This is a genomic window from Sphingosinicella xenopeptidilytica, assembly GCF_042676985.1.
GTDB lineage: Bacteria > Pseudomonadota > Alphaproteobacteria > Sphingomonadales > Sphingomonadaceae > Sphingosinicella > Sphingosinicella xenopeptidilytica.
The window spans coordinates 501,677-524,739 of the sequence record NZ_JBHTIK010000005.1 but is presented as its reverse complement, the minus strand read 5'-3'; the positions used below and the strand labels follow the sequence as shown (position 1 = coordinate 524,739).

21 protein-coding genes are annotated in these 23,063 nt (G+C 66.3%); 8 read left to right on the top strand and 13 right to left on the bottom strand.

From position 1 onward, the window contains the following. Positions 1–15: 15 nt before the first annotated feature. Complete coding sequence (locus tag ACFQ00_RS10405) at positions 16–1,308, bottom strand: metal-dependent hydrolase family protein (RefSeq protein WP_381490010.1); 1,293 nt, start codon at positions 1,306–1,308, stop codon at positions 16–18. Positions 1,309–1,511: 203 nt separating this feature from the next. On the opposite strand from ACFQ00_RS10405, the gene ACFQ00_RS10400 reads away from it, so the two are divergent. Then, the gene (locus ACFQ00_RS10400; RefSeq protein WP_381490007.1) at positions 1,512–3,587 is read left to right on the top strand and encodes a prolyl oligopeptidase family serine peptidase; all 2,076 of its coding nucleotides are present in this window, start codon (positions 1,512–1,514) and stop codon (positions 3,585–3,587) included. Between the two features lie 18 nt (positions 3,588–3,605). Here ACFQ00_RS10400 and ACFQ00_RS10395 read toward each other — a convergent pair whose 3' ends face one another. Genes ACFQ00_RS10395 through ACFQ00_RS10380 form a run of 4 tightly spaced genes read right to left on the bottom strand, consistent with a single transcriptional unit; the run spans position 3,606 to position 7,399 of the window. After that, positions 3,606–4,751, bottom strand: a complete 1,146-nt coding sequence (locus ACFQ00_RS10395; RefSeq protein WP_381490004.1) for an acyl-CoA dehydrogenase family protein — start codon at positions 4,749–4,751, stop codon at positions 3,606–3,608. A 59-nt stretch (positions 4,752–4,810) separates the two neighbouring features. Continuing rightward, positions 4,811–5,680 (bottom strand): amidohydrolase family protein, encoded by an 870-nt coding sequence (locus tag ACFQ00_RS10390; protein WP_381490000.1) that lies wholly within the window; start codon positions 5,678–5,680, stop codon positions 4,811–4,813. Continuing rightward, positions 5,680–6,732 carry a 4-oxalomesaconate tautomerase gene (locus tag ACFQ00_RS10385; protein ID WP_381489997.1) on the bottom strand — a complete coding sequence of 351 codons (1,053 nt, stop codon included), beginning with the start codon at positions 6,730–6,732 and terminating at the stop codon, positions 5,680–5,682. Before ACFQ00_RS10385 ends, ACFQ00_RS10390 begins: the two co-directional genes overlap by 1 nt. Beyond that, positions 6,725–7,399 carry a 4-carboxy-4-hydroxy-2-oxoadipate aldolase/oxaloacetate decarboxylase gene (locus ACFQ00_RS10380; protein ID WP_381489994.1) on the bottom strand — a complete coding sequence of 225 codons (675 nt, stop codon included), beginning with the start codon at positions 7,397–7,399 and terminating at the stop codon, positions 6,725–6,727. The genes ACFQ00_RS10385 and ACFQ00_RS10380 overlap by 8 nt, the downstream gene beginning before the upstream one ends. A 100-nt stretch (positions 7,400–7,499) precedes the next feature. On the opposite strand from ACFQ00_RS10380, the gene ACFQ00_RS10375 reads away from it, so the two are divergent. The 6 genes from ACFQ00_RS10375 to ACFQ00_RS10350 all read left to right on the top strand — a co-directional run bounded on the left by ACFQ00_RS10375 (position 7,500) and on the right by ACFQ00_RS10350 (position 12,807). Further along, positions 7,500–8,651: a LysR family transcriptional regulator gene (locus ACFQ00_RS10375; protein WP_381489991.1), complete on the top strand. Its 1,152-nt coding sequence runs from the start codon at positions 7,500–7,502 to the stop codon at positions 8,649–8,651. A gap of 72 nt (positions 8,652–8,723) precedes the next feature. Next, positions 8,724–9,581 (top strand): NAD(P)-dependent oxidoreductase, encoded by an 858-nt coding sequence (locus ACFQ00_RS10370; protein ID WP_381489988.1) that lies wholly within the window; start codon positions 8,724–8,726, stop codon positions 9,579–9,581. Beyond that, positions 9,578–10,603 carry an amidohydrolase family protein gene (locus ACFQ00_RS10365; protein WP_381489985.1) on the top strand — a complete coding sequence of 342 codons (1,026 nt, stop codon included), beginning with the start codon at positions 9,578–9,580 and terminating at the stop codon, positions 10,601–10,603. Before ACFQ00_RS10370 ends, ACFQ00_RS10365 begins: the two co-directional genes overlap by 4 nt. Continuing rightward, complete coding sequence (ligA, locus tag ACFQ00_RS10360; RefSeq protein ID WP_381489981.1) at positions 10,600–11,004, top strand: protocatechuate 4,5-dioxygenase subunit alpha; 405 nt, start codon at positions 10,600–10,602, stop codon at positions 11,002–11,004. Before ACFQ00_RS10365 ends, ligA begins: the two co-directional genes overlap by 4 nt. A 2-nt stretch (positions 11,005–11,006) precedes the next feature. Further along, positions 11,007–11,846: a class III extradiol dioxygenase subunit beta gene (locus ACFQ00_RS10355; protein WP_381489978.1), complete on the top strand. Its 840-nt coding sequence runs from the start codon at positions 11,007–11,009 to the stop codon at positions 11,844–11,846. Positions 11,847–11,865: 19 nt separating this feature from the next. Beyond that, positions 11,866–12,807, top strand: a complete 942-nt coding sequence (locus ACFQ00_RS10350) for a Gfo/Idh/MocA family oxidoreductase (RefSeq protein ID WP_381489975.1) — start codon at positions 11,866–11,868, stop codon at positions 12,805–12,807. Here the strand turns inward: ACFQ00_RS10350 and ACFQ00_RS10345 are convergent. The 8 genes from ACFQ00_RS10345 to ACFQ00_RS10310 all read right to left on the bottom strand — a co-directional run bounded on the left by ACFQ00_RS10345 (position 12,804) and on the right by ACFQ00_RS10310 (position 22,195). Beyond that, positions 12,804–13,238, bottom strand: coding sequence for a hypothetical protein (locus ACFQ00_RS10345; RefSeq protein WP_381489973.1), 435 nt, complete (start codon positions 13,236–13,238; stop codon positions 12,804–12,806). The two genes, ACFQ00_RS10350 and ACFQ00_RS10345, sit on opposite strands and share 4 nt — an antisense overlap. Positions 13,239–13,284: 46 nt before the next feature. Then, positions 13,285–14,715, bottom strand: a complete 1,431-nt coding sequence (locus ACFQ00_RS10340; protein WP_381489970.1) for an efflux transporter outer membrane subunit — start codon at positions 14,713–14,715, stop codon at positions 13,285–13,287. Positions 14,716–14,730: 15 nt separating this feature from the next. Then, positions 14,731–17,889 carry an efflux RND transporter permease subunit gene (locus tag ACFQ00_RS10335; protein ID WP_381489967.1) on the bottom strand — a complete coding sequence of 1,053 codons (3,159 nt, stop codon included), beginning with the start codon at positions 17,887–17,889 and terminating at the stop codon, positions 14,731–14,733. A 72-nt stretch (positions 17,890–17,961) separates the two neighbouring features. Then, positions 17,962–19,236 (bottom strand): efflux RND transporter periplasmic adaptor subunit, encoded by a 1,275-nt coding sequence (locus ACFQ00_RS10330; RefSeq protein WP_381489964.1) that lies wholly within the window; start codon positions 19,234–19,236, stop codon positions 17,962–17,964. Continuing rightward, a complete protein-coding gene (locus ACFQ00_RS10325) occupies positions 19,233–19,646 on the bottom strand; it encodes a hypothetical protein (RefSeq protein ID WP_381489961.1) in 414 nt (137 codons plus the stop codon). The genes ACFQ00_RS10330 and ACFQ00_RS10325 overlap by 4 nt, the downstream gene beginning before the upstream one ends. A gap of 336 nt (positions 19,647–19,982) precedes the next feature. Further along, positions 19,983–20,591 (bottom strand): TetR/AcrR family transcriptional regulator, encoded by a 609-nt coding sequence (locus ACFQ00_RS10320; RefSeq protein WP_381489957.1) that lies wholly within the window; start codon positions 20,589–20,591, stop codon positions 19,983–19,985. Between the two features lie 63 nt (positions 20,592–20,654). Then, a complete protein-coding gene (locus ACFQ00_RS10315; RefSeq protein ID WP_381489953.1) occupies positions 20,655–21,641 on the bottom strand; it encodes a YihY/virulence factor BrkB family protein in 987 nt (328 codons plus the stop codon). An 89-nt stretch (positions 21,642–21,730) separates the two neighbouring features. Further along, positions 21,731–22,195, bottom strand: a complete 465-nt coding sequence (locus ACFQ00_RS10310) for a MarR family winged helix-turn-helix transcriptional regulator (protein WP_381489950.1) — start codon at positions 22,193–22,195, stop codon at positions 21,731–21,733. A gap of 88 nt (positions 22,196–22,283) precedes the next feature. Here ACFQ00_RS10310 and ACFQ00_RS10305 point away from each other — a divergent pair, with 88 nt between their 5' ends. Next, a complete protein-coding gene (locus ACFQ00_RS10305) occupies positions 22,284–23,063 on the top strand; it encodes a cyclase family protein (protein WP_381489948.1) in 780 nt (259 codons plus the stop codon).

The window sequence follows — 23,063 nt, the reverse complement described above, 5'->3', positions numbered from 1 at the left end:
GAGTCAACCACATGATCAGGGCTGCTTGACGACTTTTCCGCCGATCATCACGAAATCGACCTTCCGCATCAGCGCGATGTCCTGCACCGGATTGCCGGGAACCGCGATGATGTCCGCCGCCATGCCCGCGGCGATGCTGCCCTGACGGTCGGCGATGCCGAGGAATTTCGCGGGTTCCGAGGTCGCGGCGCGGATCGCGGCCATCGGCGGCATCCCCGCCGCGACCATCAGCTCGAACTCGCGCGCGTTGTCGCCGTGCGCGGACACGCCGCTGTCGGTGCCGAAGAGGATGGGCACGCCGAGCCTGTAGGCGCGCGCGAACGTGCCCGACATCAGCGGGCCGATCGCCGCCGCCTTGGGCCGCACGATATCGGGGAGCGTGCCCGGCGTTTTTGCTTTCTCGGTGATCCAGTCCCCGGCCATCAGCGTCGGCACGAGATAAATGCCCTTCGCCTTCATCTGCCGCATCGTCTCGTCGTCGAGATAGGTGCCGTGCTCGATCGTCGAGACGCCGGCCGCGACGGCGCGCCGCAACCCATCGAGACCATGCGCGTGCGCGGCGACATGCATCCCGTAGTCGCGCGCCGTGGCGACGATGGCGGCAAGCTCGTCGGACATGAACTGCGCGTTCTGGCTGTTCTTCGCGAGGCTCATCACGCCGCCGGTCGCCGTGATCTTGATGAGATCGGCGCCGTCCTTGTAGCGCTGGCGCACCGCCTTGCGCGCCTCGTCCGCGCTGTCCACGACGCCTTCGGTCGCGCCGGGCGTCTTGAGGCCGAGCGCGGGCGAAATGCCGTTCGTGGGATCGCCGTGACCGCCCGTCGACGCGATCGGCGCGCCCGAAGTGAGGATATGCGGCCCCACGACATCGCCGCGATCGATCGCCTTGCGCAGCGCGATCGACACGCCGTACGCATCGCCGAGATCGCGAACGAGCGTGAAACCCGACATCAGCGTGACACGTGCATATTTTTCGATCTTGTACGCGAAATCCGCCGGTCCCAGCGAAAAGGGATCGGTGTAGCTCGCCGGGCCGCTTTCGGCGGAAAGATGCGTGTGCATGTCCATGAGGCCGGGCATCACGCTGTGACCCGAGAGGTCGATCAGCGTATCGCCAGTACCCGGCGCGACCTTTCCGGCAGCCACGCGCACGATACGCCCCTCGTCGACAACGATCGTGTGCGGGCCAAGCGGCGCATCGGCTTTGCCATCGATCAGGTTACCCGCCTGAATATAGGTCGCCGCGCCCGCCGCCTGCGCCAGCGGCATCAGCAATGCCGCAAGCATGATCGCGCCCTGCCTGTTCATTATCCCTCACCCTCCCGTGTTTCGCTTTCCCATCCCACACGCCCTAATGTCGGGAGACGCCGCTCCACATGACCAAACGGCACCCATTTTTGACATCGCGGCATCCGGGCTGTCCGGCACGCAGGTCGCGGGCCATCAGTAGCGTGATTGACGTCGACGAATATAAAATTATGATCTTTGATCAATATTTGGAAGGGGGATATATGCTGAGGGCCAGTTTCCGGACGACATCGCTCACGACGCTTGCAGCGCTGGCCGTTTTCACCGCCCCCGTCGCGGCGCCGGCGCACGCCGCGGACAAGCCCCCGCTGCAGCCGATCGACGTGTTTGCGCTCGAGGCCGGAAACGATCCGCAGATATCCCCGGACGGCACGCGCATCGCTTACGTGCGCATAAAGGCCGATATGGTGACGGACGCGTACCAGCCGATGCTGTGGCTGATCGATGCCGACGGCCGCAACCATGTGCCGCTCACCAAGATCGAGGACGCGGCGAGCGATCCGCGCTGGTCGCCGGACGGCAAGCGGCTTGCCTTCGTCGCCACGCGCGCCGGCGCGCGCCAGATCGTCGTGCGCTGGATGGAGAGCGGCGTCGAGACCACGATCGGCGGCTTCCCCGGCACGCCGATGGGCCTCGAATGGTCGCCGGACGGCAGGACGCTCGCCTACGCAATGCACGTTCCCGCCGCGCCGAAGAGCTACGGCACGCCCATCACGCCGCCGCCCGGCGCGACGTGGAAGCCGGGGCCGATCGTCGTCGACAAGGCCCTGTACCGCCAGGACGGCGCGGGCATCATCCCGCCCGGCCAGATGCATATCTTCACGGTCGCAGCGAGCGGCGGCACGCCCCGCCAGATCACGCGCGACGATACGGGCGAATTCCCCCTCATCGGCAGCCCCTACGCGTGGACGGCGGACAGCAAGGGACTCGTCGTGGCGCTCAACCGCAACGACGAGAACGCCATCCTGAAGGGCAAGATGTTCGACACGGGGCTCTACCTGCTCCCGGTGGACGGCAGCGCGATGAAGACACTGATCGACCGCGACGGCCCCGAAGCCTCCCCGCAGGTTTCGCCCGACGGGCGGTACATTGCCTACATCGGCGCCGACGAGGCGGGACGCTGGCACACGACGACGCGGCTGATGGTGCTCGACACGAACACGGGCGAACGCCGCGTGCTTACCGCCACGCTCGACCGCGACGTGATGGCGCCGCGCTGGGCCGCGGACGGGCGCGGTATCTATGCCTATTACGCCGATCGCGGCGAGAACCGGCTTGCACTCTTCGACCTGAAGGGTGGGCGCCGCGAGATCGCCGAAGGGCTCGGCATGATGCACATCGCCTATACGGCAGCGCCCGCCTTCACGGTTTCACGAACCGGCCGCGTCGCCATGCAGTGGGCGAGCCCGGATTCGAGCGGCAATATCGCGCTCGCGGGCACGGGCATCGGCAAGGCGCGTTCGATCACGGGGCTGAACGAGGCGCTGTTCGCCGGGCGCGCGCTCGGCCGTGTCGAGGAGATCAATTATCGCTCGTCGAAGGGCGACCTCCCCGTGCAGGGCTGGCTGATCTATCCGCCGGATTTCGACCCCGCGAAGAAATACCCGCTGATCATGGAAATCCACGGCGGCCCCAACGCCGCCTACGGCCCACGCTTCGACATCGAAAAGCAGCTGATGGCGGCTGCGGGCTACGTGGTCTTCTACCCCAACGTGCGGGGCAGCACCTCCTACGGCGAGCCCTACGCCAATCTCATCGAGAACGCGTTTCCGGGCGACGAGTTCGACGACCTGATGAGCGGCGTCGATGCCGTCGCTGCGCGCGGCTTCATCGATACGTCGCGCCTTTATGTGACGGGCGGTTCGGGCGGCGGCACGCTCTCCGCGTGGCTCATCGCGCGCAGCGAGCGCTTCCGCGCCGCCGCCGTGCTCTATCCGGTGATCGACTGGCAGAGCCAGGCGCTCACGTCGGACATCCTGCCGCTGGTCTTCAAGGGCTTCTTCTTCGGCACGCCGTGGAGCCAACCGGACGACTACCGTCGCCGTTCGCTGCTCGCCTCGGTGGACAAGGTGAAGACGCCCACCATGGTGATGACGGGCGAGGCCGACTACCGCACGCCGATCTCGGAATCGGAGCAGTATTTCGCTGCGCTCAAGTATCACGGGGTCGAAAGCGTGTTCGTGCGCGTTCCGTTGGAAAACCACGGCATCCGCATGTTCCCGAGCCACTTCGCGCAGAAGGTGGCGGGGGTCATCGGCTGGTTCGAGGCGCACAAGTGACCGTGCGCTGACGCCAGCTCAGGCTTCGGCCTGCCGGATCATCTGCTTTGCAATGATCGTCTGCTGGATCTGCGAGGTACCCTCGTAGATGCGGAGCAGGCGCACATCGCGATAGAAGCGTTCGACCTTGTATTCGGCCATGTAGCCCGCGCCGCCATGGATCTGCACGGCGCGGTCAGCGATGCGGCCGACGGCTTCGGAAGCATGGAGCTTCAGCGCCGAGCATTCGAGGCTGACGGCCTCGCCCGCATCGAACTTCGCGGCGACCGATTGCAGCAGCGCCTCGGTCGTCAGCAGGTCCACCTTCATGTCCGCGAGCATCGCCTGCACAAGCTGGAAGTTCGCGATGCGCTCGCCGAACTGCTTGCGCTCGACCGCGTAGGCGAGGCTCATCTCGATCAGCCGGTCGCACATGCCGAGCGCGACGGCGGAGATATGGATGCGGCCCCGATCCAGCACCTTCATCGCGGTCTTGAAGCCGCGCCCCGGCACGCCGCCAATGATGTTCGCGGCCGGGACAACGACATCGTCGAGGATCACGTCGGTCGTCACCGAGCCCTTCTGGCCCATTTTCTTGTCGGGCTTGCCGAGCGTGATGCCGGGCGTATCGGCAGGCAGGATGAACGCGGAAATGCCGGCAGCGCCCTGCACCGGCTCGGTGCGCGCCATCAGCGTGAAGACGTTCGCGCGCGTCGCGTTGGTGATGAAGCGCTTCGTGCCGGTGATGCGGTAGGTCTCGCCGTTGCGCACCGCCGCGGTGCGCAGCGAGGCGGCATCGGAGCCTGCCTCGGGCTCGGTGAGGCAGAAGCTCGCGATCGCCGCGCCGCTCGCGAACTTCGGCAACCATTCGCGCTTCTGCGCCTCCGTGCCGTCTATGACGATGCCCTGGCTGCCGATGCCGAGCGTGGTGCCGATCACCGAACGGAAAACGACGGAGGCGCGCGTCAGCTCGCGGATGAGCGCGGCCTCTTCGGACATGGTGCAGCCAAGCCCGCCGTAGTCCTCGGGCACGGAAATGCCGAACAGGCCCATCTCGCGCATTTCGTCCACGATCGCATCGGGGACGGCATCGGCCTCCTCGACCGCGTCTTCGGCCGGGATCAAGCGCGCGTCGACGAAACGGCGGATGGCCGAGCGGAACAGGCCGAACGTTTCTGCATCCATGGCGCTCACTCCTCCAGACCCGCTGCCCTATGGCATGGCGCGGAGCGAGATGCGAGCTGTCAGTCCGCCCAGTAAAGCCGCTCGGGATTGGCGACGAGGAGCTTGTGCTGGAGGTCCTCCGTCACCGCGATGCGGAGCAGTACATCGACGAGCGTACCGTCGTCCGGGATGCGGTGTTCCATGTTGGGGTGCGGCCAATCGGTGCCCCAGAGCACGCGATCGGGGTAGCGCTCGACGATCGGACGGACGACCTCAACGAAATCGTCGAACGGCGGGCCCATCGGGGACAGGCGCTCAGGCCCGGAGACCTTGGTCCAGATATTGGGGTGGCTGTCGAGCAGCGCCTTGAAGGCGGCGATGTCGGCGCCGTTCGGCCCCTGCGCGATATCCGGCCGTCCGAGGTGATCGACGACGATGGTGGTAGGGATGGCTTCGAGGAAGGGAATCAGCTCTTCGAGGATGTCCGCCTCGAAATAGACGACGACGTGCCAGCCGAGCGGCGCGATGCGTTTCGCGACCTCGATGAATTTATCCTTCGGTGCATTGTCGACGAGGCGCTTCAGGAAGTTGAAGCGTATGCCCCGGATGCCGCCCGCGTGCAGGCGCTTGAGCGCGTCGAGACCGATATCGGGATCGACGACAGCGACGCCGCGCGCGCGACCGGTGGATTTGGCTATGGCATTCAGTGTCGCGGCATTGTCCGTGCCGTGGCAGCTCGCCTGCACGATGACGTTGCGCGAAAAGCCGAGGTGATCGCGGAGTGCGAACAGCATCTCGGGCGTTGCGTCCTCGGGGTGATATTTGGCGAGCGGGCTGAACGGGAATTCGGCTTCGGGGCCGAACACGTGGACATGCGCATCGACCGCGCCGGGCGGCGGCGTCCATTTCGGCTTCGATGGGAAATCGACCCAGGTCTTGCTGCGTGCCATCAGAATACCACCCCGTCCATCAGCTTGCGCGCCGTGCGGAGCAGTGCCGCGCTGGTCACGGTTCCGCTCTCGTCGACCTCGAGCACGCAGCTCATCTCGCCCGTGGGATGCTCGACCGAAATGCGCTTGCGCGCGCCGGCGGGCACTGCGGCGACGGCGGCGGCGGGAGAGCCTTCGATCAGGCAGGCAGTCGCCACGCTCACCGCGCCGAGCACGCCGATGCTCGCGTGCGCACGGTGCGGGATGAAGCTGCGAACGGTGATCGCCCCACCAGCGCGCGGGGGCGCCACGAGCATCATCTTGGGCACCGATTTCGCGGAAACATCGCCGAGGTTCATCAGCGGCCCGGCCTTGAGGCGGATCGCCTCGATCCGGGCCTTGAGCGCGGACGCGGCATCGAGCTCCTCGCGGCTCTCGTAGCCGCTGGCACCGACGTCCGCCGCCTGCATCACGACGCAGGGCATACCGTTGTCGATGAGCGTGCAGGATACGCCTTCGATCTTGTCCGCCGCGTTCCCGGTGGGCAGCAAAGCACCGCAGCTTGAGCCTGCCGTATCGCGGAAGGCGAGCGGCACGGGGGCGTGGGCGCCGGGCGCGCCGTCGATGCGGGCATCGCCTTCGTATGTGACGACGCAGCCGGGGGTGCTGACGCTCGCGACGGCGATCTGGCCGGTGTTTTCCATGTAGATGGAAACGCGGGTTTCGCCGTCTTCGGCTGTCACCAATCCGCGCTCGATCGCGAACGGGCCGACACCCGCGAGGATGTTGCCGCAGTTCTGCGCGTCGCTGACGATCGCCTCGTCCACGAACACCTGCAGGAACAGATAATCGACATCGACGCCCGGCCGCGCGGATTTCGAAACGACGGCGACCTTGCTGGTGAGCGGATCGGCGCCGCCCATGCCATCGATCTGGCGCGGATCAGGCGAACCCATGATGCGGAGCAGCAGCGCGTCGCGCGAGGCAGGGTCTTGCGGCAGATCGCTGCCGAGAAAATAGCCGCCCTTCGACGTGCCGCCGCGCATCCACATGCAGCGGACGCCATCAGACATATTTGAGGCCCATCGCCGCGAGCTTTTCGCGCATGGAATAGATATCGAGACCGAGTTCTCCGGCAGCAAGGCGTTCGCGCTTGGCGGTCTCCGCGGCCTCGCGGGCCTCGGCCTTCGCGAGCGTTTCGGCGGCCGATGCAGAGGACACGACGCAGACGCCGTCGTCGTCCGCGACGATGACGTCGCCCGGCTGGATCGCCGCGCCGGCGCAGACGATGGGCACATTCACCGAGCCGAGCGTCGCCTTTACCGTGCCTTGCGCGAACACGGCCTTCGACCAGACCGGGAAACCCATTTCTGTGAGATCACGCACGTCGCGCACGCCCGCATCGATAATGAGGCCCCGGCAACCGCGCGCCATCGCCGAGGTTGCCAGCAGATCGCCGAAATAGCCGTCTTCGCAGGGGCTCGTCGGCGCGAGTACGAGGATGTCGCCGGGCTGTAGCTGCTCGATCGCGACGTGAACCATCCAGTTGTCGCCCGGAGGCGCCGAAATCGTCACCGCCGAGCCCGCGATGCGCGCGCCTGCATAAATGGGGCGGAGACGGCTGCCGAGGAGGCCTGTGCGCCCCTGCGCCTCGTGCACGGTGGCGACACCGCAGCGCGCGAGGCCGTCGATCACGGCGGCGTCCGCGCGCGCGATGGTCTGGACGACGATTCCGGACATAGGCTCTCCCGCTCTTTGCGGGAAAAGCGATGCGCCGCAGCGGCAATGCCTGCAATTCGGAACTGTGCACAGCCCATAGGCTGATGCTAATCATCAACATATGCGCTACTGGGACTTCAATCTCCGCCACCTTCGCGCCCACGCCATCGTCGCGCGCGCGGGCAGCATATCGGCGGCGGCGCGCATCATCGGGCTTACGCAGCCAGCGATCACCGAGGCGCTGGCGCGGCTGGAGGACCGGCTGGGGCTGGCGCTGTTCGATCGCATCCCTTCGGGGATGCTGCCGACCGAGGCCGGGCAGTTGTTGGCCGCGCGGGCGGATGCAGCGCTCGCGCACATCGGATCACCGCGCGTGACGATGGCACAATTCCGCGCGCTGCTCGCGGTTGCGGAAGGCGGCAGCTACGCAGGGGCAAGCCTCGCGACCGGCCTTGCGGAACCTTCGCTGCACCGCGCGGTCCACGACCTGTCGGTGGCGCTGCGACGGACGCTCGTCGAGCGGCGCGGGCGCAGCGTGGTGCTGACGGCGGGCGGAAAACGCACGGTGCGTGCGTTCCGCCTCGCCCGCGCGGAACTCGCCGCCGCGCTTTCGGAACTGGGCACGCTGAGAGGCCGCGAAAGCGGACGCATCGCCATCGGCGCCATGCCGCTATCGCGCGCACGGCTGCTGCCGGGCGCCATCACCGCGTTCCACCGCACCCATCCCGGCATCACCGCCGCCATCGTCGAAGGCTCGCACGCGGAGTTGATCGAGCCGCTGCGCGACGGCGAACTCGACCTTCTGGTCGGTGCACTGCGCACGCCCGAAGCCGGCGGCGACGTGGTGCAGCAGCCGCTGTTCGACGACCACCCGATCGTCGTCTCGCGCGCCGACCACCCGCTGACGAAGGCAAAGAGACCGGATATCGCGGCGCTCGCGCGCTATCCGTGGACGATCGCCGCGCCGGGAACGCCGCTGCGCGCGCAGTGGGAGAAGATGTTCGCGGATGCGGGCGTTGCCGTGCCCGAAGTGCCCGTCGAATGCGGATCGGTGATGACGATCCGGCAGATCCTGCTCGAAAGCGACTTCCTGACGCTGCTGTCGCGCGATCAGGTCTCGGTCGAACTGGAAGCCGGCTGGCTCGTGAAGCTCTGCGACACGCCGCCGGGCCTAAAACGCACGATCGGCATCACCACCCGCACAGGGTGGCGGCCCACGGCCGCGCAGCAGGCATTCCTGGAAGCCTTGCGGAACTGCGCCGAAACACTCTGAGTTCGATAAAACCTATACCCCCTGCCCCGTTCCGATTAGCGGGCCGTGCGCCCCCGTGCGCATATGCCCGGCATGGCTCACAAGATCGCCCTCATCGGTTTCGGCGAAGCCGCGCAAGCGTTTGCGGCGGCAGCGGGCTGGGCTGACGACGCCGCGACCTTTGACATCAAGACCGAGGCCGCGGAAACGCGCGCCGCGAAACTCGCGGATTACGCGCGGCACGGCGTGACCGGATATGGAAGCGCGGACGCGGCGCTTGCGGAGACACCGGCGGCATTGTCGCTCGTGACGGCGGATGCGGCGCTCGCGGCCGCGCAGGATTATGCCCGCCATCTCCCGGCAGATGCGCTGTGGTTCGATATGAACAGCGTTTCGCCCGAAACCAAGCGCATGGCCGAAACGGCGGTGACCGCTGCGGACGGGCGCTATGTCGATGTCGCGGTGATGGCGCCCGTTCATCCCAAACGCACCTCTGCCCCGCTGCTGCTGTCCGGCCCCCATGCTGAAGCGGGCGCCGCCGTGCTGCAGGGGCTCGGCTTCCAGGATGTGCGCTGTGTCGGCACGCGCGTCGGCGATGCCTCCGCGATCAAGATGATCCGATCAGTGATGGTGAAGGGCATCGAGGCGCTGACCGCCGAATGCGTGCTCGCCGCGCACCGGGCAGGAGTCGTTGACGAGGTGCTTTCGTCGCTCGGCGGAGATTGGACGCAGAAGGCCGACTACAACCTCGAACGGATGCTGGCGCATGGGCTGCGCCGCGCCGCCGAGATGGAGGAATCGGCGCGCACGCTCGAAGACCTTGGCGTCGCCCCGCTGATGACGCGCGGCACGATCGCCCGGCATCGCGCGCTCGGCACACTCGGTATCGTGCCGCCGGAAGGACTCGCGGCGAAGCTGGCCGCGCTCGATAACCTGAAAGACCCCGCATGACGCTCGTGATCGATTGCCACGGCCATTACACGACGGCCCCCGAGCCCCACAACGCATGGCGCGAGGCGCAGAAGGCGGCGTTCAAGGCGGGCAGCGCGCCGCCGCCCTACCCTGCCGTGTCCGACGACGACATCCGCGAGAGCATCGAGACGAACCAGTTACGGCTGATCCGCGAACGCGGCGCGGACATAACGCTGTTTTCGCCGCGCGCCTCGGCAATGGCGCATCATGTGGGCGACGAGGCCGTCAGCATCGCGTGGTCGCGCGCGTGCAACGATCTCATCGGGCGCGTTGCGCATCTTTACCCGGAAACGTTCGTGGGCGTCTGCATGTTGCCGCAGTCCCCCGCGGCCGATCTTGCCGCATCGGTCGCCGAACTGGATCGCTGCGTGAACGAACTCGGCTTCGTCGGCTGCAATCTCAATCCAGACCCCGGCGGCGGACATTTCAAACACCCGCCGCTCACCGACCGTTCCTGGTATCCGATCTACGAAAAGATGTGCGAACTCGACGTGCCCGCGATGATCCACGTTTCGGGATCGTGCAATCCGGGGCTGCACGCGACGGGCGCCTACTACATCGCCGCCGATACGATCGCCTTCATGCAATTGATCGAAGGCGACCTGTTCCGCGACTTCCCTACGCTGCGCTTCATCATTCCGCACGGCGGCGGCGCGGTTCCCTATCATTGGGGCCGCTATCGCGGGCTCGCCGACATGCTGAAGAAGCCGGACCTTGCCACGCACCTGATGAACAACGTGTTCTTCGATACCTGCGTCTATCACCAACCCGGCATCAACCTGCTCGCGGACGTGATCGACACCAAGAACATCCTGTTCGGCAGCGAGATGGTGGGCGCCGTGCGCGGCATCGATCCGACCACGGGCCAGTATTTCGACGACACCAAGCGCTATGTCGATGCGCTGCCGATCAGCGACGCGGACCGCCATGCGATCTTCGAAGGCAACGTGCGCCGCGTGTTTCCAAGACTCGACGCACTGCTGAAAGGCCGCGGGCTGTGACATATGATATCCACGCCTATCTCGCCGAATTCGACGACATACCGGGAACGCGCGTTTACACCGCCGTACGCGCCCGCAAAGGTTATCACCTGAACCAGTTCGCGATGAGCCTGATGAAGGCGGAGAACCGCGAACGCTTCAAGGCGGACGAAAGCGCCTATCTCTCCGAATGGCCGCTCACCGACGCACAAAAGGCCGCCGTGCGGGCGCGCGATTACAACGCGATGCTCGACGAGGGGGGCAACATCTATTTCCTCGCCAAGATCTTCGCGACCGACGGCAAGAGCTTCCAGTACGCGGCAGGATCGATGACGGGCATGTCGCAGGACGAATACGCCGCCATGATGCTGGGCGGCGGCCGCTCGCCCGAAGGCGTGCGCTCGATACGGGAGGGACGCTGAACATGGCGCGCATCACCGCCGGAATCACGACGAGCCACGTTCCCGCGATCGGCGCCGCGATCGATCTCGGCAAGACGAACGAGGATTACTGGAAGCCGGTGTTCGCCGGTTACGACTGGGTGAAGCAGTATCAGGCGCGAGAAAAGCCCGACGTCGTCGTGCTCGTCTACAACGATCACGCTTCGGCCTTCGATATGAAGATCATCCCGACGTTCGCGATCGGATGCGCGGACGAATACGCCATCGCCGACGAAGGCTGGGGGCCGCGCCCCGTGCCGCCGGTGAAGGGCCACGCCGATCTCGCCTGGCATATCGCGCAGTGCTGTGTCCTCGACGAATTCGACCTTACCATGATCAACGAGATGACGGTCGACCACGGGCTGACCGTGCCGCTGTCGCTGATCTTCGGCGAGGTGAGCCAATGGCCGGCGCGGGTCGTACCCATCGCGGTCAACGTCGTCACCTATCCACCGCCATCGGGCAACCGCTGCTGGATGCTCGGCGAAGCGATCGCGCGCGCGGTGGAGAGTTTCCCCGAAGACCTGAACGTGCAGATATGGGGCACGGGCGGCATGAGCCATCAGCTTCAGGGGCCGCGCGCGGGGCTTATCAACAAGGCATGGGATCAGGCGTTTCTCGACCGGCTCACCAGCGACCCCGAAGCGCTCCGCCACATGCCGCACATCGAATATCTGCGCGAGGCGGGATCGGAAGGCATCGAACTCGTCATGTGGCTCATCATGCGCGGCGCGCTCGGGAGCCATGTGAAAGAACTGCACCGCCACTATCACGTCCCTGCCAGCAACACCGCGGTCGGGCACATCGTGCTCGAACCCGCCTGAGACGAACCAAGGAGACCCCATGAAGATCGCCCTCGCAGGCGCCGGTGCATTCGGCGAAAAGCATCTCGATGCGCTTCGGCAGATCGACGGTGTCGACGTTATTTCGGTCGTCGGGCGCACGCTGGAGCCCACGCGCGCCGTTGCCGCGAAATACGGAATCGGGCACGCCGCAACCAACCTCGCCGAAGCGCTCGCGCTGCCCGGCCTCGACGCCGTGATCCTGGCGACGCCGACTCAGCTTCACGCCAGCCAGGCGATCCAGTGCCTGGAGGCAGGCAAGCACGTGCAGGTGGAAATCCCGCTCTGCGACACGCTCGCCGAAGGCGAAGCGGTGCTGAAGGCGCAGCAGGAAACCGGCCTCGTCGCGATGGTGGGTCACACGCGGCGCTTCAACCCGAGCCACCAGTATATCCACAACAAGATCAAGGCGGGCGAGATCAGCATCCAGCAGATGGATGTGCAGACCTATTTCTTCCGCCGGAAGAACATCAACGCCAAGGGCGAGCCGCGCAGCTGGACGGATCACCTGCTCTGGCACCATGCCGCGCACACCATAGATCTGTTCGCCTATCAGGCCGGGCCGATCGTGCAGGCGAACGCAGTTGAAGGCCCGCGCCATCCGGACCTCGGCATCGCCATGGATATGTCGATCCAGCTGAAAAGCGAAAGCGGCGCGATCTGCACGCTGTCGCTATCCTTCAACAACGACGGGCCGCTCGGCACCTTCTTCCGCTACATCTGCGACAATGGCACATGGATCGCGCGCTACGACGATCTCGTGACGGGACGCGACGAGGTTGTGGACGTGTCGAAGGTCGACGTTTCGATGAACGGCATCGAGCTGCAGGACCGCGAATTCGTCGCCGCGATCCGCGAAGGGCGCGAGCCGAACGCCAGCGTGGCGCAGGTGATGCCGTGCTACCGGGTTCTGGACGCGCTCGAAAAGCAGCTCGCCGTTTAAGGAACGCCCGCCGCCTTCGCCTTGGCGGCCTGCCGCTCGGCGAACCATTGCCGCAGCATTTCCATGGTGCAGCCGGTCTGCCCGCCGGAACCAACCGCCGAGCAGCTGTTCGGCATCGAGGGGCGGCTCGCCTCGTCGAGCGTGCGCACGCGCGCCGTCCACGACTGCGAGGGCGGGTCGTTCTTCTTCGTTTCGCGCAGGCGCTTGGGAATGCGGTACTGCTCGCCCTCGGGCTCCCGCGCGCACACGACGATCTCGTCGCCGTCGCCCTTGGGGCAGGGTTCGTTGCCGTAGACGGTGACGTTGGTGATGCGATTCGGCGCCTCGGCGTGCGCTGGAGATACGTATGCGAGCGCGAGGAGCGCAGCGCACAGCAGCCCCTTCACCTTCAAAACGCTCATGCCGCCGCGTTTCATGATCTCGTCCGCCATCGCGCCGCATCCTTTGCGCCCGTTGATGAGCGGAGGCTGAACGCGTTTACGGCAGGGCGGCCGCATACGCGGTGGACCCCGCGTTCCAGCCGCCGCCGAGCGCCTTGAACAGGTTGATCTGCGCGTCCGCGATGCCCGCGTCGATCGCGGCGAGTTGCGCCTCGGCTTCGGCGAAGGTGCGTTCCGCGTCGATAAGGGCGAGGCTGTCCACCTGCCCTTCCCGCTGCTGTGCGCGGACGATGCGCGCAGCCTGTTCGGCGGCGTCGCGGGCGGCCTTCAGCGCCGTGCGCCGGTCGAGCGCGCTCGCATAGGCCGAGAGTGCCGTTTCGGTTTCCTCGAGCGAACGCAGAACGGTGCCGTCGAAACCCGCGAGCGCCGCGCGTGTGTCTGCCTCCGCACCGGCGACGCGGGCGCGGGCGCGCTCGTGATCGGTGAACGACCAGCTGATGAGTGGGCCGAGCAGCCAGCGAAGCGGCCCGCCGCCGAATACGTCGCCGATGTCCGGCCCGGTCGAGCCGATCGACGCGCCGAGGCTGATGCGCGGATAGAGATCGGCGGTGGCGACGCCGATGCGCGCCGTCGCGGCGGCGAGGCGGCGTTCGGCGGCGCGGATGTCCGGGCGGCGCGCGAGAAGTTGCGCGCCGTCGCCGACCGGGATCGGCGTGTCGAGCCGGAGGGTGGAGACGCGCTCCGCCGCGATCGGCGGCAGGTCGGCAGGTGTGCGACCGGTGAGTGTGGCGAGGCGGAATAGTGCCGCATTGCGTTCCGCTGTGAGTGCCGGAATTTCAGCCTGACGCTGATTGCGCAGCGTGGCGATGCGCGCGACGTCGAGACTGGTGGTGAGCCCCACCGCGCGCCGCCTGTCGGTGACGCGGAGCGATCGATCGAGCAATTCCACGATGCGCTCTGCCACGGCGATCTGCTCGCCTGCGGCAGCAGCCGTCGCATAGGCGCGCGTCGTTTCGGCGACCACCGAAACGCGCACTGCTTCGAGATCGGCCTCGGCAGCGCCGAGATCGCCGCGCGCGGCCTCGATCCCGCGCGAGACGCGGCCGAACAGGTCGACCTCGTAGGCGACGTCGAGCCCAGCATCGATGGACCAGTCCTCGCGGGGCGCGCCGGAGCCGCGCTGGCTTTCGGGCAGGCGGCCGTAGGTGGCACTCGCGCCGACGCCAACGTCCGGCAGCCGGTCGGTGCGGACTTCGCGGAGCGCGGCGCGTGTCTTCTCCAACCGCGCGACTGCAACGCGCACATCCGTATTCGCGGCGATGGCGTCGGCAACCAATCGGTCGAGCATGGGGTCGTCGTAGAGACGCCACCAATCGGCCTTCACCGGCGCGAGCGTATCGACGGCGGGGGTCGCCGCGACGAACGCGCCGGCGGAAGCTGACGGCGTCTCGGGGGCGGCATAGTTAGGGCCGGTCGCGCAGGCGGCGAGCGCGAGCGCGGAGGCGGCGATCATCAGATTGCGGAACATAAGCTTGCGCCTTTCTTATTCGGCGAGTTGCAATGCAGGGGAAGTGCGACGCCTGAACCGTTCGCCGAGGCTGCGGCTCGCGACGTAGAACACGGGGGTGAAGACGAGGCCGAAGGCGGTGACACCAATCATGCCGTAGAACACCGCCGTGCCGAGTGCCTGACGCAGCTCCCATCCTGGCCCCGAACCCATCATCAGCGGCAGCACGCCGAGGATGAACGCGAAGCTCGTCATCAGAATCGGACGAAGTCGTGCCCGCGCCGCCTCGACCGCCGCCGCGCGCGGGGCAAGGCCCCTCTCCTCGGCCTGCTTCGCGAACTCGACGATCAGAATCGCGTTCTTCGCGGCAAGGCCGATCAGCACGATGAGTCCGATCTGCGTCAGGATATTGTTGTCGAGCCCGTGCAGGTTCACGCCCAGCATCGCCGCGAGCAGCGTCATCGGCACGATGAGGATGATCGCAAGCGGCAGCATCAGGCTTTCGAACTGCGCCGCGAGCACGAGGAACACGAACACCACCGACAGGCCGAAGATCAGCGCCGCGATATTGCCCGCCGCCTTCTGCTGGAAGGCGAGATCGGTCCATTCCGCCGCGAAACCCTGCGGCAGATCTTCCGCGATCGTTTCCATCTGCGCGAGCGCCTGACCGGTGGAGGCGCCCGGCGCGGTGTCGCCGTCGATCTCGACCGCCGGAAACAGGTTGTAGCGCGTCACGCGGTAGGGGCCGGTGCGATCCTCGAAGGTCGCGACAGCGCCGATCGGCACCATGCCGCCGCCGTTCGAACGCGTCTTCAGTTGCGCGATGTCGGAGGCGTCGTCGCGGAACGGCGCGTCGGCCTGCGCGGTGACACGGAAGGTGCGGCCGAGCAGGTTGAAGTCGTTGACGTAGGCCGAGCCGAGATAGACTTGCATCGCCTCGAACACGCGCGTCGCGGGCACGCCGAGCATGTCCGCCTTGGCGCGATCGATATCGGCATAGATGCGCGGCGTCGCGGTGTTGAACAGCGTGCGCACGTTGGCGAGTTCCTTCGCCTGATGCGCCGAACCGATCACGCCGCCTGCCGCCTGTTCGAGCGCCTGATAGCCCGCACCGCTCCGGTCCTGCACCATCATGCGCCAGCCGCCGCCGTTGCCGATGCCCTGAATGACGGGCGGCGGCACAACGAATACGAACGCTTCGTTGAGATCAGCGAGTGCGGCGCGCATGTCGTTCTCGATTGCGGCCTCGGTGCGGCCGGTTTTGGCGCGCTGCGCGAAAGGCTTGAACGTGACATAGGCAGCGGCGGCGTTCGACGCCTGCGTCTGCGAGGCGCCGTCGAAGCCGGAGAACATCACCGCTGCTTCGGTGCCCGGCACCTCCAGCAGTTTCGCAACGGCCTTCTTCAGCACGCGATCGGTCTGTTCGATCGAACTGCCCGGCGGAAGCTGGATCGCTGCAAGCGCATAGCCCTGATCCTGTGCGGGGATGAACCCGGCCGGGGTCGCCCAGAACAGTCCGCCCGCCGCGAGGACGAGGCCGCCGTAGACCAGGAAGACGCGCTTTGGTGCCGCCGCAAGCCGGCGGGTAAGGCTGCCGTAGCGTTCGCTCAACCGATCGAAGTTGCGGTTGAACCACGCGCCCGCAAGCCACGCGCGGCGGCGCCAGCCGGATTCAGGCGCGGTTTCCGCCTTTGGCCGCAGCAGCAGTGCGGCAAGCGCGGGCGACAAAGTGAGTGACAGCACAAGCGAGATGATCGTCGCGCTGGCGATCGTGACGGCGAACTGGCGGTAGAATTCACCCGTGATGCCGGTGAGAAAGGTCGTCGGCACGAACACGGCGCAGAGCACCAGAACGATCGCGACCAGTGCGGCGGAGACTTCATCCATCGAACGGTGCGATGCCTCGCGTGGCGAGAGGCCGTGTTCGAGATTACGCTCGACATTCTCGACGACGACGATCGCGTCGTCGACGACGATGCCGATGGCGAGCACAAGGCCGAACATCGACAGCGTGTTTAGCGAATAGCCGAGGCCTGCGAGCACCGCGAACGTGCCGATCAGCGAAACCGGAATCGCGATGATCGGAATGATCGCCGCGCGCCAGCTTTGCAGGAACACAAGGATGACGACGACGACGAGCAGGGCTGCTTCGAACAGGGTCGCCTGCACCGCGCTCATCGATTCGCTGATGAATTCGGTGGGGTTCCAGATGATCCGGTATTCGAGTCCCTGTGGAAAGCTCTTCGCGGCTTCGGCGAGTTCGGCCTTGATCCCTTCGGCCGCCGCGAGCGCATTGGTGCCCGGGCGCTGGGTGATCCCCATGATGATCGAATCCTGCCCCGAGAGGTAGGCATTGACGCCATAATCCTCCGCGCCGAGTTCGACGCGCGCGATGTCGCGCACGCGGGTGATCGCGCCCGAGGCGTCGGTACGCACGATGATGTCGGCGAATTCGTCGGCGGTCTTGAAACGGCCCTGCGTCTCCACGCTGAGCTGCTGCGCGGCGCCCGTATCGAACGGCGGCTGACCGATGGTTCCGGCCGCGACCTGAATATTCTGCGAACGCAGCGCGGAGACGATCTCGCCCGCGGTGAGCCCGAGCGCGGCGGCGCGGCCGGGATCGATCCAGACGCGCATCGCATAATCGCGCGCGCCGAACACCTGCACATCGCCGATGCCGTCGACGCGGGTCAGCCGATCCTTGATCTGCGTGAGCGCGTAGTTGGAGACATAGCTGCGGTCGAGCGAATTGTCGGGCGACAGGACGTTCACCGCCATCAGCCACGACGGCGAGGTCTTGCGGACGACGACGCCCTGCCGGCGCACCTCTTCCGGCAGGCTCGGCTCGGCGAGCGCAACGCGGTTCTGCACCAGCACCTGCGCGGAATCGAGATCGGTGCCGAGCTTGAAGGTGACGGTGATCGTCAACCGCCCGTCGCCGGTCGATTGCGACGACTGGTAGAGCATGTTATCGACGCCGTTGATCTGCTGCTCGATCGGTGCGGCGACCGTATCGGCCACGGTTTCAGCGGAAGCACCGGGGTAGTTCGCGCTCACCGTCACGGTCGGCGGGACGATATCGGGGAACTGCGAGATCGGCAGGCCCAAATAGGCGAAGGCGCCGATGATCGTGATGATGATCGCGATCACGCCTGCGAATATGGGCCGGCGGATGAAGAAATGGCTGAAGCGCATCGGACAATGCCTTTCCTACCGCCTCCCGCATTTCGCGCGGGAGGCGTGGTCTTCGTTTGTTGTGGCGGCGGATCAGAGCGTGGCGATGGTCGCCTGCGAGGCCGCAGGTTCGTTTACGGGTACAGCGGTTGTCGGAACGGCGCCCGGCGGATCGATCCTGGCGACGCGCGCGGTGACCTTTGCGCCGGGCTGCACCATCTGGAGGCCCTGGATCACGACCTTGTCCTCGGCCGAGAGACCCGCGCGGATACTGCGCAGGCTGCCGATGCGCGGACCGGGCGAGACTTCGCGCGCGGCGACGGTGCCGTCCTTGCCGACCACATAGACCACCTTGCGCGCCTGATCGGTGCGGACGGCGGCATCGGGAACGAGCAGCGCGCGGGCGGGCGAACCGTCCGTCAGCCGCATGTTGCCGAACATGCCGGGGGTAAGGAAATAGTCCGGATTGGCGACCACGGCGCGGGCGCGGATCGTGCCGGACTGGGCGCTGATCCCGTTGTCGGTGAAATCGACATGACCCTTCCAGGTGTAGCCGGTTTCGTCCTGCAACCGGATCTCGACCTGCTGCGCGCTGCCCGCCTTCTGCCGTTCGCGTTGCGCTTTCAGGAACAGCGCTTCCGAACTGTCGAACGTGAAGTAGATCGGATCGAGCGCATTGATCGTGGTGAGCAGCGTGCCGCCGCCGGAATCGGCAGTGGAGACGATATTGCCCGCATCGACGCGGCGGTCCGAAATGCGTCCGGTGATCGGCGCGCGAACTTCGGTGAACTGAACATCCAGCGCGCGGGCACCGATGCGGGCGTCGGCTGCCGCGAGCGACGCGCGGGCGGCACGGACGCGGGCGGCGAGACGATCGAGATCACTTTGTGAAACGGCATCATCGGCAAGGAGCCGGTTGGCGCGTTCGAGATCGGCTTCTGCGAGGGCAACGTCGCTCCGCGCCTGCGCGGCTCCGGCGCGGGCTTCGGCAAGGGAAGCGGTGAATGGCCGTGAATCGATGGTGAAGAGCAACTGGCCCTTCTGCACGATCGCGCCGTCGGTGAAGTGAACCGCAGTCACGGCGCCCGAAACGCGCGGCCGGACTTCGACGCTGCTTGAAGGCTCGAACCGGCCGACATGGTCGTCCCACTCGGTCACATCGCGCACGAGCGGCGCGGCGATGGTGACCGTGGGCGGCGGTGCCGCCGCGATCGCGGGCGATTCACGGTTCAGAATGCCGACCGCCACGACAGCGATCACCGGGAGTGCGGCTGCGGAAAGATGCTGCCAAAGCGGGCGTTCCGAGAACCTGCGCCGTACGGGCGATGGTGCCGCGGCGTCGGCTTCGATCCTGGTCATCATATTCATCGGGAATTCCTTCGGTCGCGGCGGGCGCGTGCATTGGTGATGCTGCTCGCAAGCAGCGCGTAGTGATCCTGGGTGAAGCCAGCGCCAAGGAAGCCGCGGATTGCGGACTCGGCGATATGATAGCCCTGATGCCACGTGAGCACGGCGATCTTGCGCAGCGCTTCCAGCTTCGAATCCGCGAGCTGCGGATTGGGCCGGCTTCCAAAGAGGGTGCCGAGCGCGACGGCGACGCGGCCGGGAGATTGCAGCGTCGAAAGACTGTCGCGCTCGGCGAGGGCGACCACCGACCATTCCAGGGCCGAGAAACGGGCCCTGGGACGGTCGGCAGCGGGGGACGAGGATAAGGGCTGGGGTTGGGGAATGGCCGGAGCCGCAGCGCCGAGAACATCCGTGAAGGCGAGATAGGCCATGGTGCAAGCCTCCTTGATCAAGGCGCGCGCGCCTTCGTTCGCCGCGTCTCGTCGCGGCGTCGGTTTGGGATGATGATCGCCGGGCACACGGCCTCACGCAGCGCGAAAGGCCCTGCCCGGCAATCGTCGGCTATGGATTTTCAGGTTGAAACGGACGTTGACGTCCTGTGTCAGCCCTTGTGAATATCGCAGTGTCGCATCGGTTTCCTTTCGATGCCGTGGCCGGTCGGGATGACCGCCCACCTTCTGTACCTCTAGGTATATAAACCGTGCTGCGGTGCGTCAACAGCTTTTTGTACCGGTCGATAAATATTTATTGGCGGTACGCTGAAGCTGTTATTTCGAAGGCCACATGATCATGCTGGTGTCGATCATCCGCTCAAGGTCGGCGCGGGTCGCGCCCGCCCCGGCCTGAACCGCCATGCCCTGCAAAAGTGCGTAGAGAAAGCTGGTCAGCCCCTCCACATCCACGCTTTCGGGGAGGTCTCCCTCCACCTTCGCGCGCTCGAAGCGTTCGACGAGCGCGCGCCGCGCGACCTTGCCGCGTTCCAGCACCTCGAGACGGATGCACTCGGCCTCCTCGCCGCACGCGACCGAGCTGATCACGCCCAGACAGCCATGCGGCTCGCAGGTACTCGTCTGGTTTTCCATGCTGCCGCGCAGCAAATGTTCGGCGACGCCGCGCGCGGTCGGCTCCGCCAGCGACTTGCCCACGTAGGCGAGCTTTTCGGTCTCGTAGAGATCGAGCGCCTTGCGGAACAGCGCCTCCTTGTTGCCGAACGCCGCATACAGGCTGGGCCGCGTGATGCCCATCGCCTCGGTGAGGTCATTGAGCGACGCACCTTCGTAGCCCTTGCTCCAGAACACGCGGAGCGCGGCGGCAAGCGCCATATCGACGCAAAACTCGCGCGGACGTCCTTTGACGGGGGTTGCGACCGTTTCCATATCGAGCGGTATATAATCAATCCGTCATGGAGTGCAAGCCTCCGGCGGCGGCACGGCTTTGCCCTATCGCCGGGCGTGTCCATGCGCAGGGTAGATATCCGCAGCCACGCTCATGTCGGCCACGGCGGCCCCGCGCCGGCCGATCGGGCGCGGCGCGCCTGTCGTCGTATCGCACGCCGTCTGGCGCTCGGCCTCGGCGTTGATAAGCCCGCCGAGCAACACCGCATAGGCGGAAACATAGAGCCACATCAGCAGCACCACGACCGCGCCAAGCGACCCGTAGGTCGTCTGATACGACCCGAATTCGGCGACGTAGACGCCAAAACCCAGCGTCGCGACAAGCCACATCACGGTCGCCAGCAGCGAACCGATCGTCAGCCACCGCCAGCGCGCATCCGCCCGGTGCGGCGCGAAACGGTACATGGCCGCGATGGTGAAGCTGCAGAAAACCCCGGCGCACACCCAGGTGACGATCCGCATCAGAAGCGCGGCAACGGCCCCCAGCCCTTCGGCAAGTTCGCGCGCGAAGCCCAGCGCCGAGGCCGCGAGCAGGCCGAAGATGCCGAGGAGCACGGCGCCGACCACGAGAATGGCCGAAACCGCCGCACCGCGAACGATACCGCGCGTATCCCGCTCTTCGTAGATGACGTTCAGCGCCGTCATAACGGCGCGCGCGGCGCGGCTTGCGCCGAAGATCGAAATGCCGATCGCGATGGCGAGGCCGAGGCCCTTTGCCGTTGCAGCCGCACGGGTGAGGTTGAGCAATTGTTCGTAGATGAGCCGGGCCGCCTCGGTCGGCACGAGTTCGATGATGAGGCGCATGTGATCGGCAACGGCGGCAGGATCGGCGACGAGGCCATAGCTCATCACGAGCGCGCCAAGCAGGGGAACGAACGACAGGAACGCATAGAACGCGACCCCCGCCGCCATCAGCGACAGGTTGTGCGTGCCGTTCGCCTGCCAGACACGGAAAAGGATTTCCCGCCATGCCCGCAGCGGCAGGGCATGGGGCCCATCCGCGCCTGCGCCGCGCTGCTCGGGAGTCGCCATAACCTCCTCAGATGCTAACCCTTTACCCGGTTACAAGGCGCTGGCTCCGCGAAGGTTCCCAAGGGTTGATCCGACGATCCGGGAAATCTCTATTCCAGATTTTGCTGGAGGCGGTTCAGAAGATCGATCAGGCGCCTGAAATCCGGGGCCGAAAAGCCGCGGATCAGACGCCGGTAGAGCGGCGCCGTTACCGCGCGGGCCGCCTTCAGCTTTTCACGGCCCAAAGGCTTCATCGCCAGCGTCGTCACGCGCCCGTCCGTGGCGGACGGTAGCGTTTCGACGAGGCCCGCCTTCTCCATCCGCTCCACAACACGCATCAGCGTGGAAACATTGATGACCGCGAGCTTCGCGACCTGGCCGATCGACTGCGGCTCCGCCTCACCCAGAATCATGAGCACGCGCCATGTCGGGATATCGATGCCGATGGCGCGGAGTTCCGCCTCGATGATCACGTTGTAGCGGCTGACCGTACGATTCAGCAGGTAGAACGGATAGTTATCCACCCGGAAGTCATCCGATCCCGGATCGCCATAGGCACGCAAATCCTCGGCCACCTTGAACTCCTTCGACGCGCAACCGAATTTACTTGCATATGCAAGTTTATCCAAGCATAGTACCGCTTCATGATCTGGAGGAGGGATTATGTCCAGCGCGCCGATTCTCGCAGGGCTTGCACAGGCGTTGTCACGCGGCGACGTCAAGGTCGTCGACCTGACGCAGACGCTTTCGGAAGACACGCCGCTGCTGGTGCTGCCTGAACCGTTCGGGCAGACGGCGGCATTCTCGCGGCAGGAAATCTCCCGCTACGACGACCGCGGCGTCGCGTGGCACTGGAACAATTTCACCGTGGGCGAGCACACCGGCACGCATTTCGATGCGCCGGTCCACTGGGTGAGCGGCCGCGACCTGCCGGACAACACGGTCGACGCCGTGCCCGCGGCGAATTTCGTCGCGCCCGTGGTCGTTCTGGACTTTTCCCGAGAATGCGCCGCTGACCCCGACTTCCTGCTGACCGCAGAGCATCTGAAGGCCTGGGAAGCCGCAAACGGCCCGATCCCGGCGGGAAGCTGGGTTCTTTTCCGGTCCGACTGGTCCAAACGCGACGTGGATGCCTACACCAATCGCCGCGAAGACGGCGCGCACACGCCCGGCCCGGCGACCGATGCAATCGAATATCTGATTGCGCGGGACGTTCTCGGCTTCGGCGTTGAGACGATCGGCACCGACGCTGGACAGGCGCATCTGCTGACGCCCGCCTATCCAGCGCACACGCTGCTGCACGGCGCCGGGCGCTATGGGTTGCAATGCCTGCAGAATCTCGATCAGCTTCCCGCGACGGGCGCCGTGCTCGTCTGCCCGCCGCTCAAGATTCGCGGCGGCTCGGGGAGTCCGCTGCGCGTGCTCGCTCTCGTCGAGGCGTGA

Bases quoted from the DNA above. Each gene is read 5' to 3' on its own strand.
- ACFQ00_RS10350 (WP_381489975.1), top strand. From the start codon at position 11,866: ATGAAGATCGCCCTCGCAGGCGCCGGTGCATTCGGCGAAAAGCATCTC.
- ACFQ00_RS10330 (WP_381489964.1), bottom strand. From the start codon at position 19,236: ATGAATATGATGACCAGGATCGAAGCCGACGCCGCGGCACCATCGCCC.
- ACFQ00_RS10340 (WP_381489970.1), bottom strand. From the start codon at position 14,715: ATGTTCCGCAATCTGATGATCGCCGCCTCCGCGCTCGCGCTCGCCGCC.
- ACFQ00_RS10335 (WP_381489967.1), bottom strand. From the start codon at position 17,889: ATGCGCTTCAGCCATTTCTTCATCCGCCGGCCCATATTCGCAGGCGTG.
- ACFQ00_RS10365 (WP_381489985.1), top strand. From the start codon at position 9,578: ATGACGCTCGTGATCGATTGCCACGGCCATTACACGACGGCCCCCGAG.
- ACFQ00_RS10385 (WP_381489997.1), bottom strand. From the start codon at position 6,732: ATGTCTGATGGCGTCCGCTGCATGTGGATGCGCGGCGGCACGTCGAAG.
- ACFQ00_RS10405 (WP_381490010.1), bottom strand. From the start codon at position 1,308: ATGAACAGGCAGGGCGCGATCATGCTTGCGGCATTGCTGATGCCGCTG.
- ACFQ00_RS10320 (WP_381489957.1), bottom strand. From the start codon at position 20,591: ATGGAAACGGTCGCAACCCCCGTCAAAGGACGTCCGCGCGAGTTTTGC.
- ACFQ00_RS10305 (WP_381489948.1), top strand. From the start codon at position 22,284: ATGTCCAGCGCGCCGATTCTCGCAGGGCTTGCACAGGCGTTGTCACGC.
- ACFQ00_RS10400 (WP_381490007.1), top strand. From the start codon at position 1,512: ATGCTGAGGGCCAGTTTCCGGACGACATCGCTCACGACGCTTGCAGCG.
- ACFQ00_RS10370 (WP_381489988.1), top strand. From the start codon at position 8,724: ATGGCTCACAAGATCGCCCTCATCGGTTTCGGCGAAGCCGCGCAAGCG.
- ACFQ00_RS10315 (WP_381489953.1), bottom strand. From the start codon at position 21,641: ATGGCGACTCCCGAGCAGCGCGGCGCAGGCGCGGATGGGCCCCATGCC.
- ACFQ00_RS10390 (WP_381490000.1), bottom strand. From the start codon at position 5,680: ATGGCACGCAGCAAGACCTGGGTCGATTTCCCATCGAAGCCGAAATGG.
- ACFQ00_RS10395 (WP_381490004.1), bottom strand. From the start codon at position 4,751: ATGGATGCAGAAACGTTCGGCCTGTTCCGCTCGGCCATCCGCCGTTTC.
- ACFQ00_RS10380 (WP_381489994.1), bottom strand. From the start codon at position 7,399: ATGTCCGGAATCGTCGTCCAGACCATCGCGCGCGCGGACGCCGCCGTG.
- ACFQ00_RS10325 (WP_381489961.1), bottom strand. From the start codon at position 19,646: ATGGCCTATCTCGCCTTCACGGATGTTCTCGGCGCTGCGGCTCCGGCC.
- ACFQ00_RS10345 (WP_381489973.1), bottom strand. From the start codon at position 13,238: ATGGCGGACGAGATCATGAAACGCGGCGGCATGAGCGTTTTGAAGGTG.
- ACFQ00_RS10355 (WP_381489978.1), top strand. From the start codon at position 11,007: ATGGCGCGCATCACCGCCGGAATCACGACGAGCCACGTTCCCGCGATC.
- ACFQ00_RS10375 (WP_381489991.1), top strand. From the start codon at position 7,500: ATGCGCTACTGGGACTTCAATCTCCGCCACCTTCGCGCCCACGCCATC.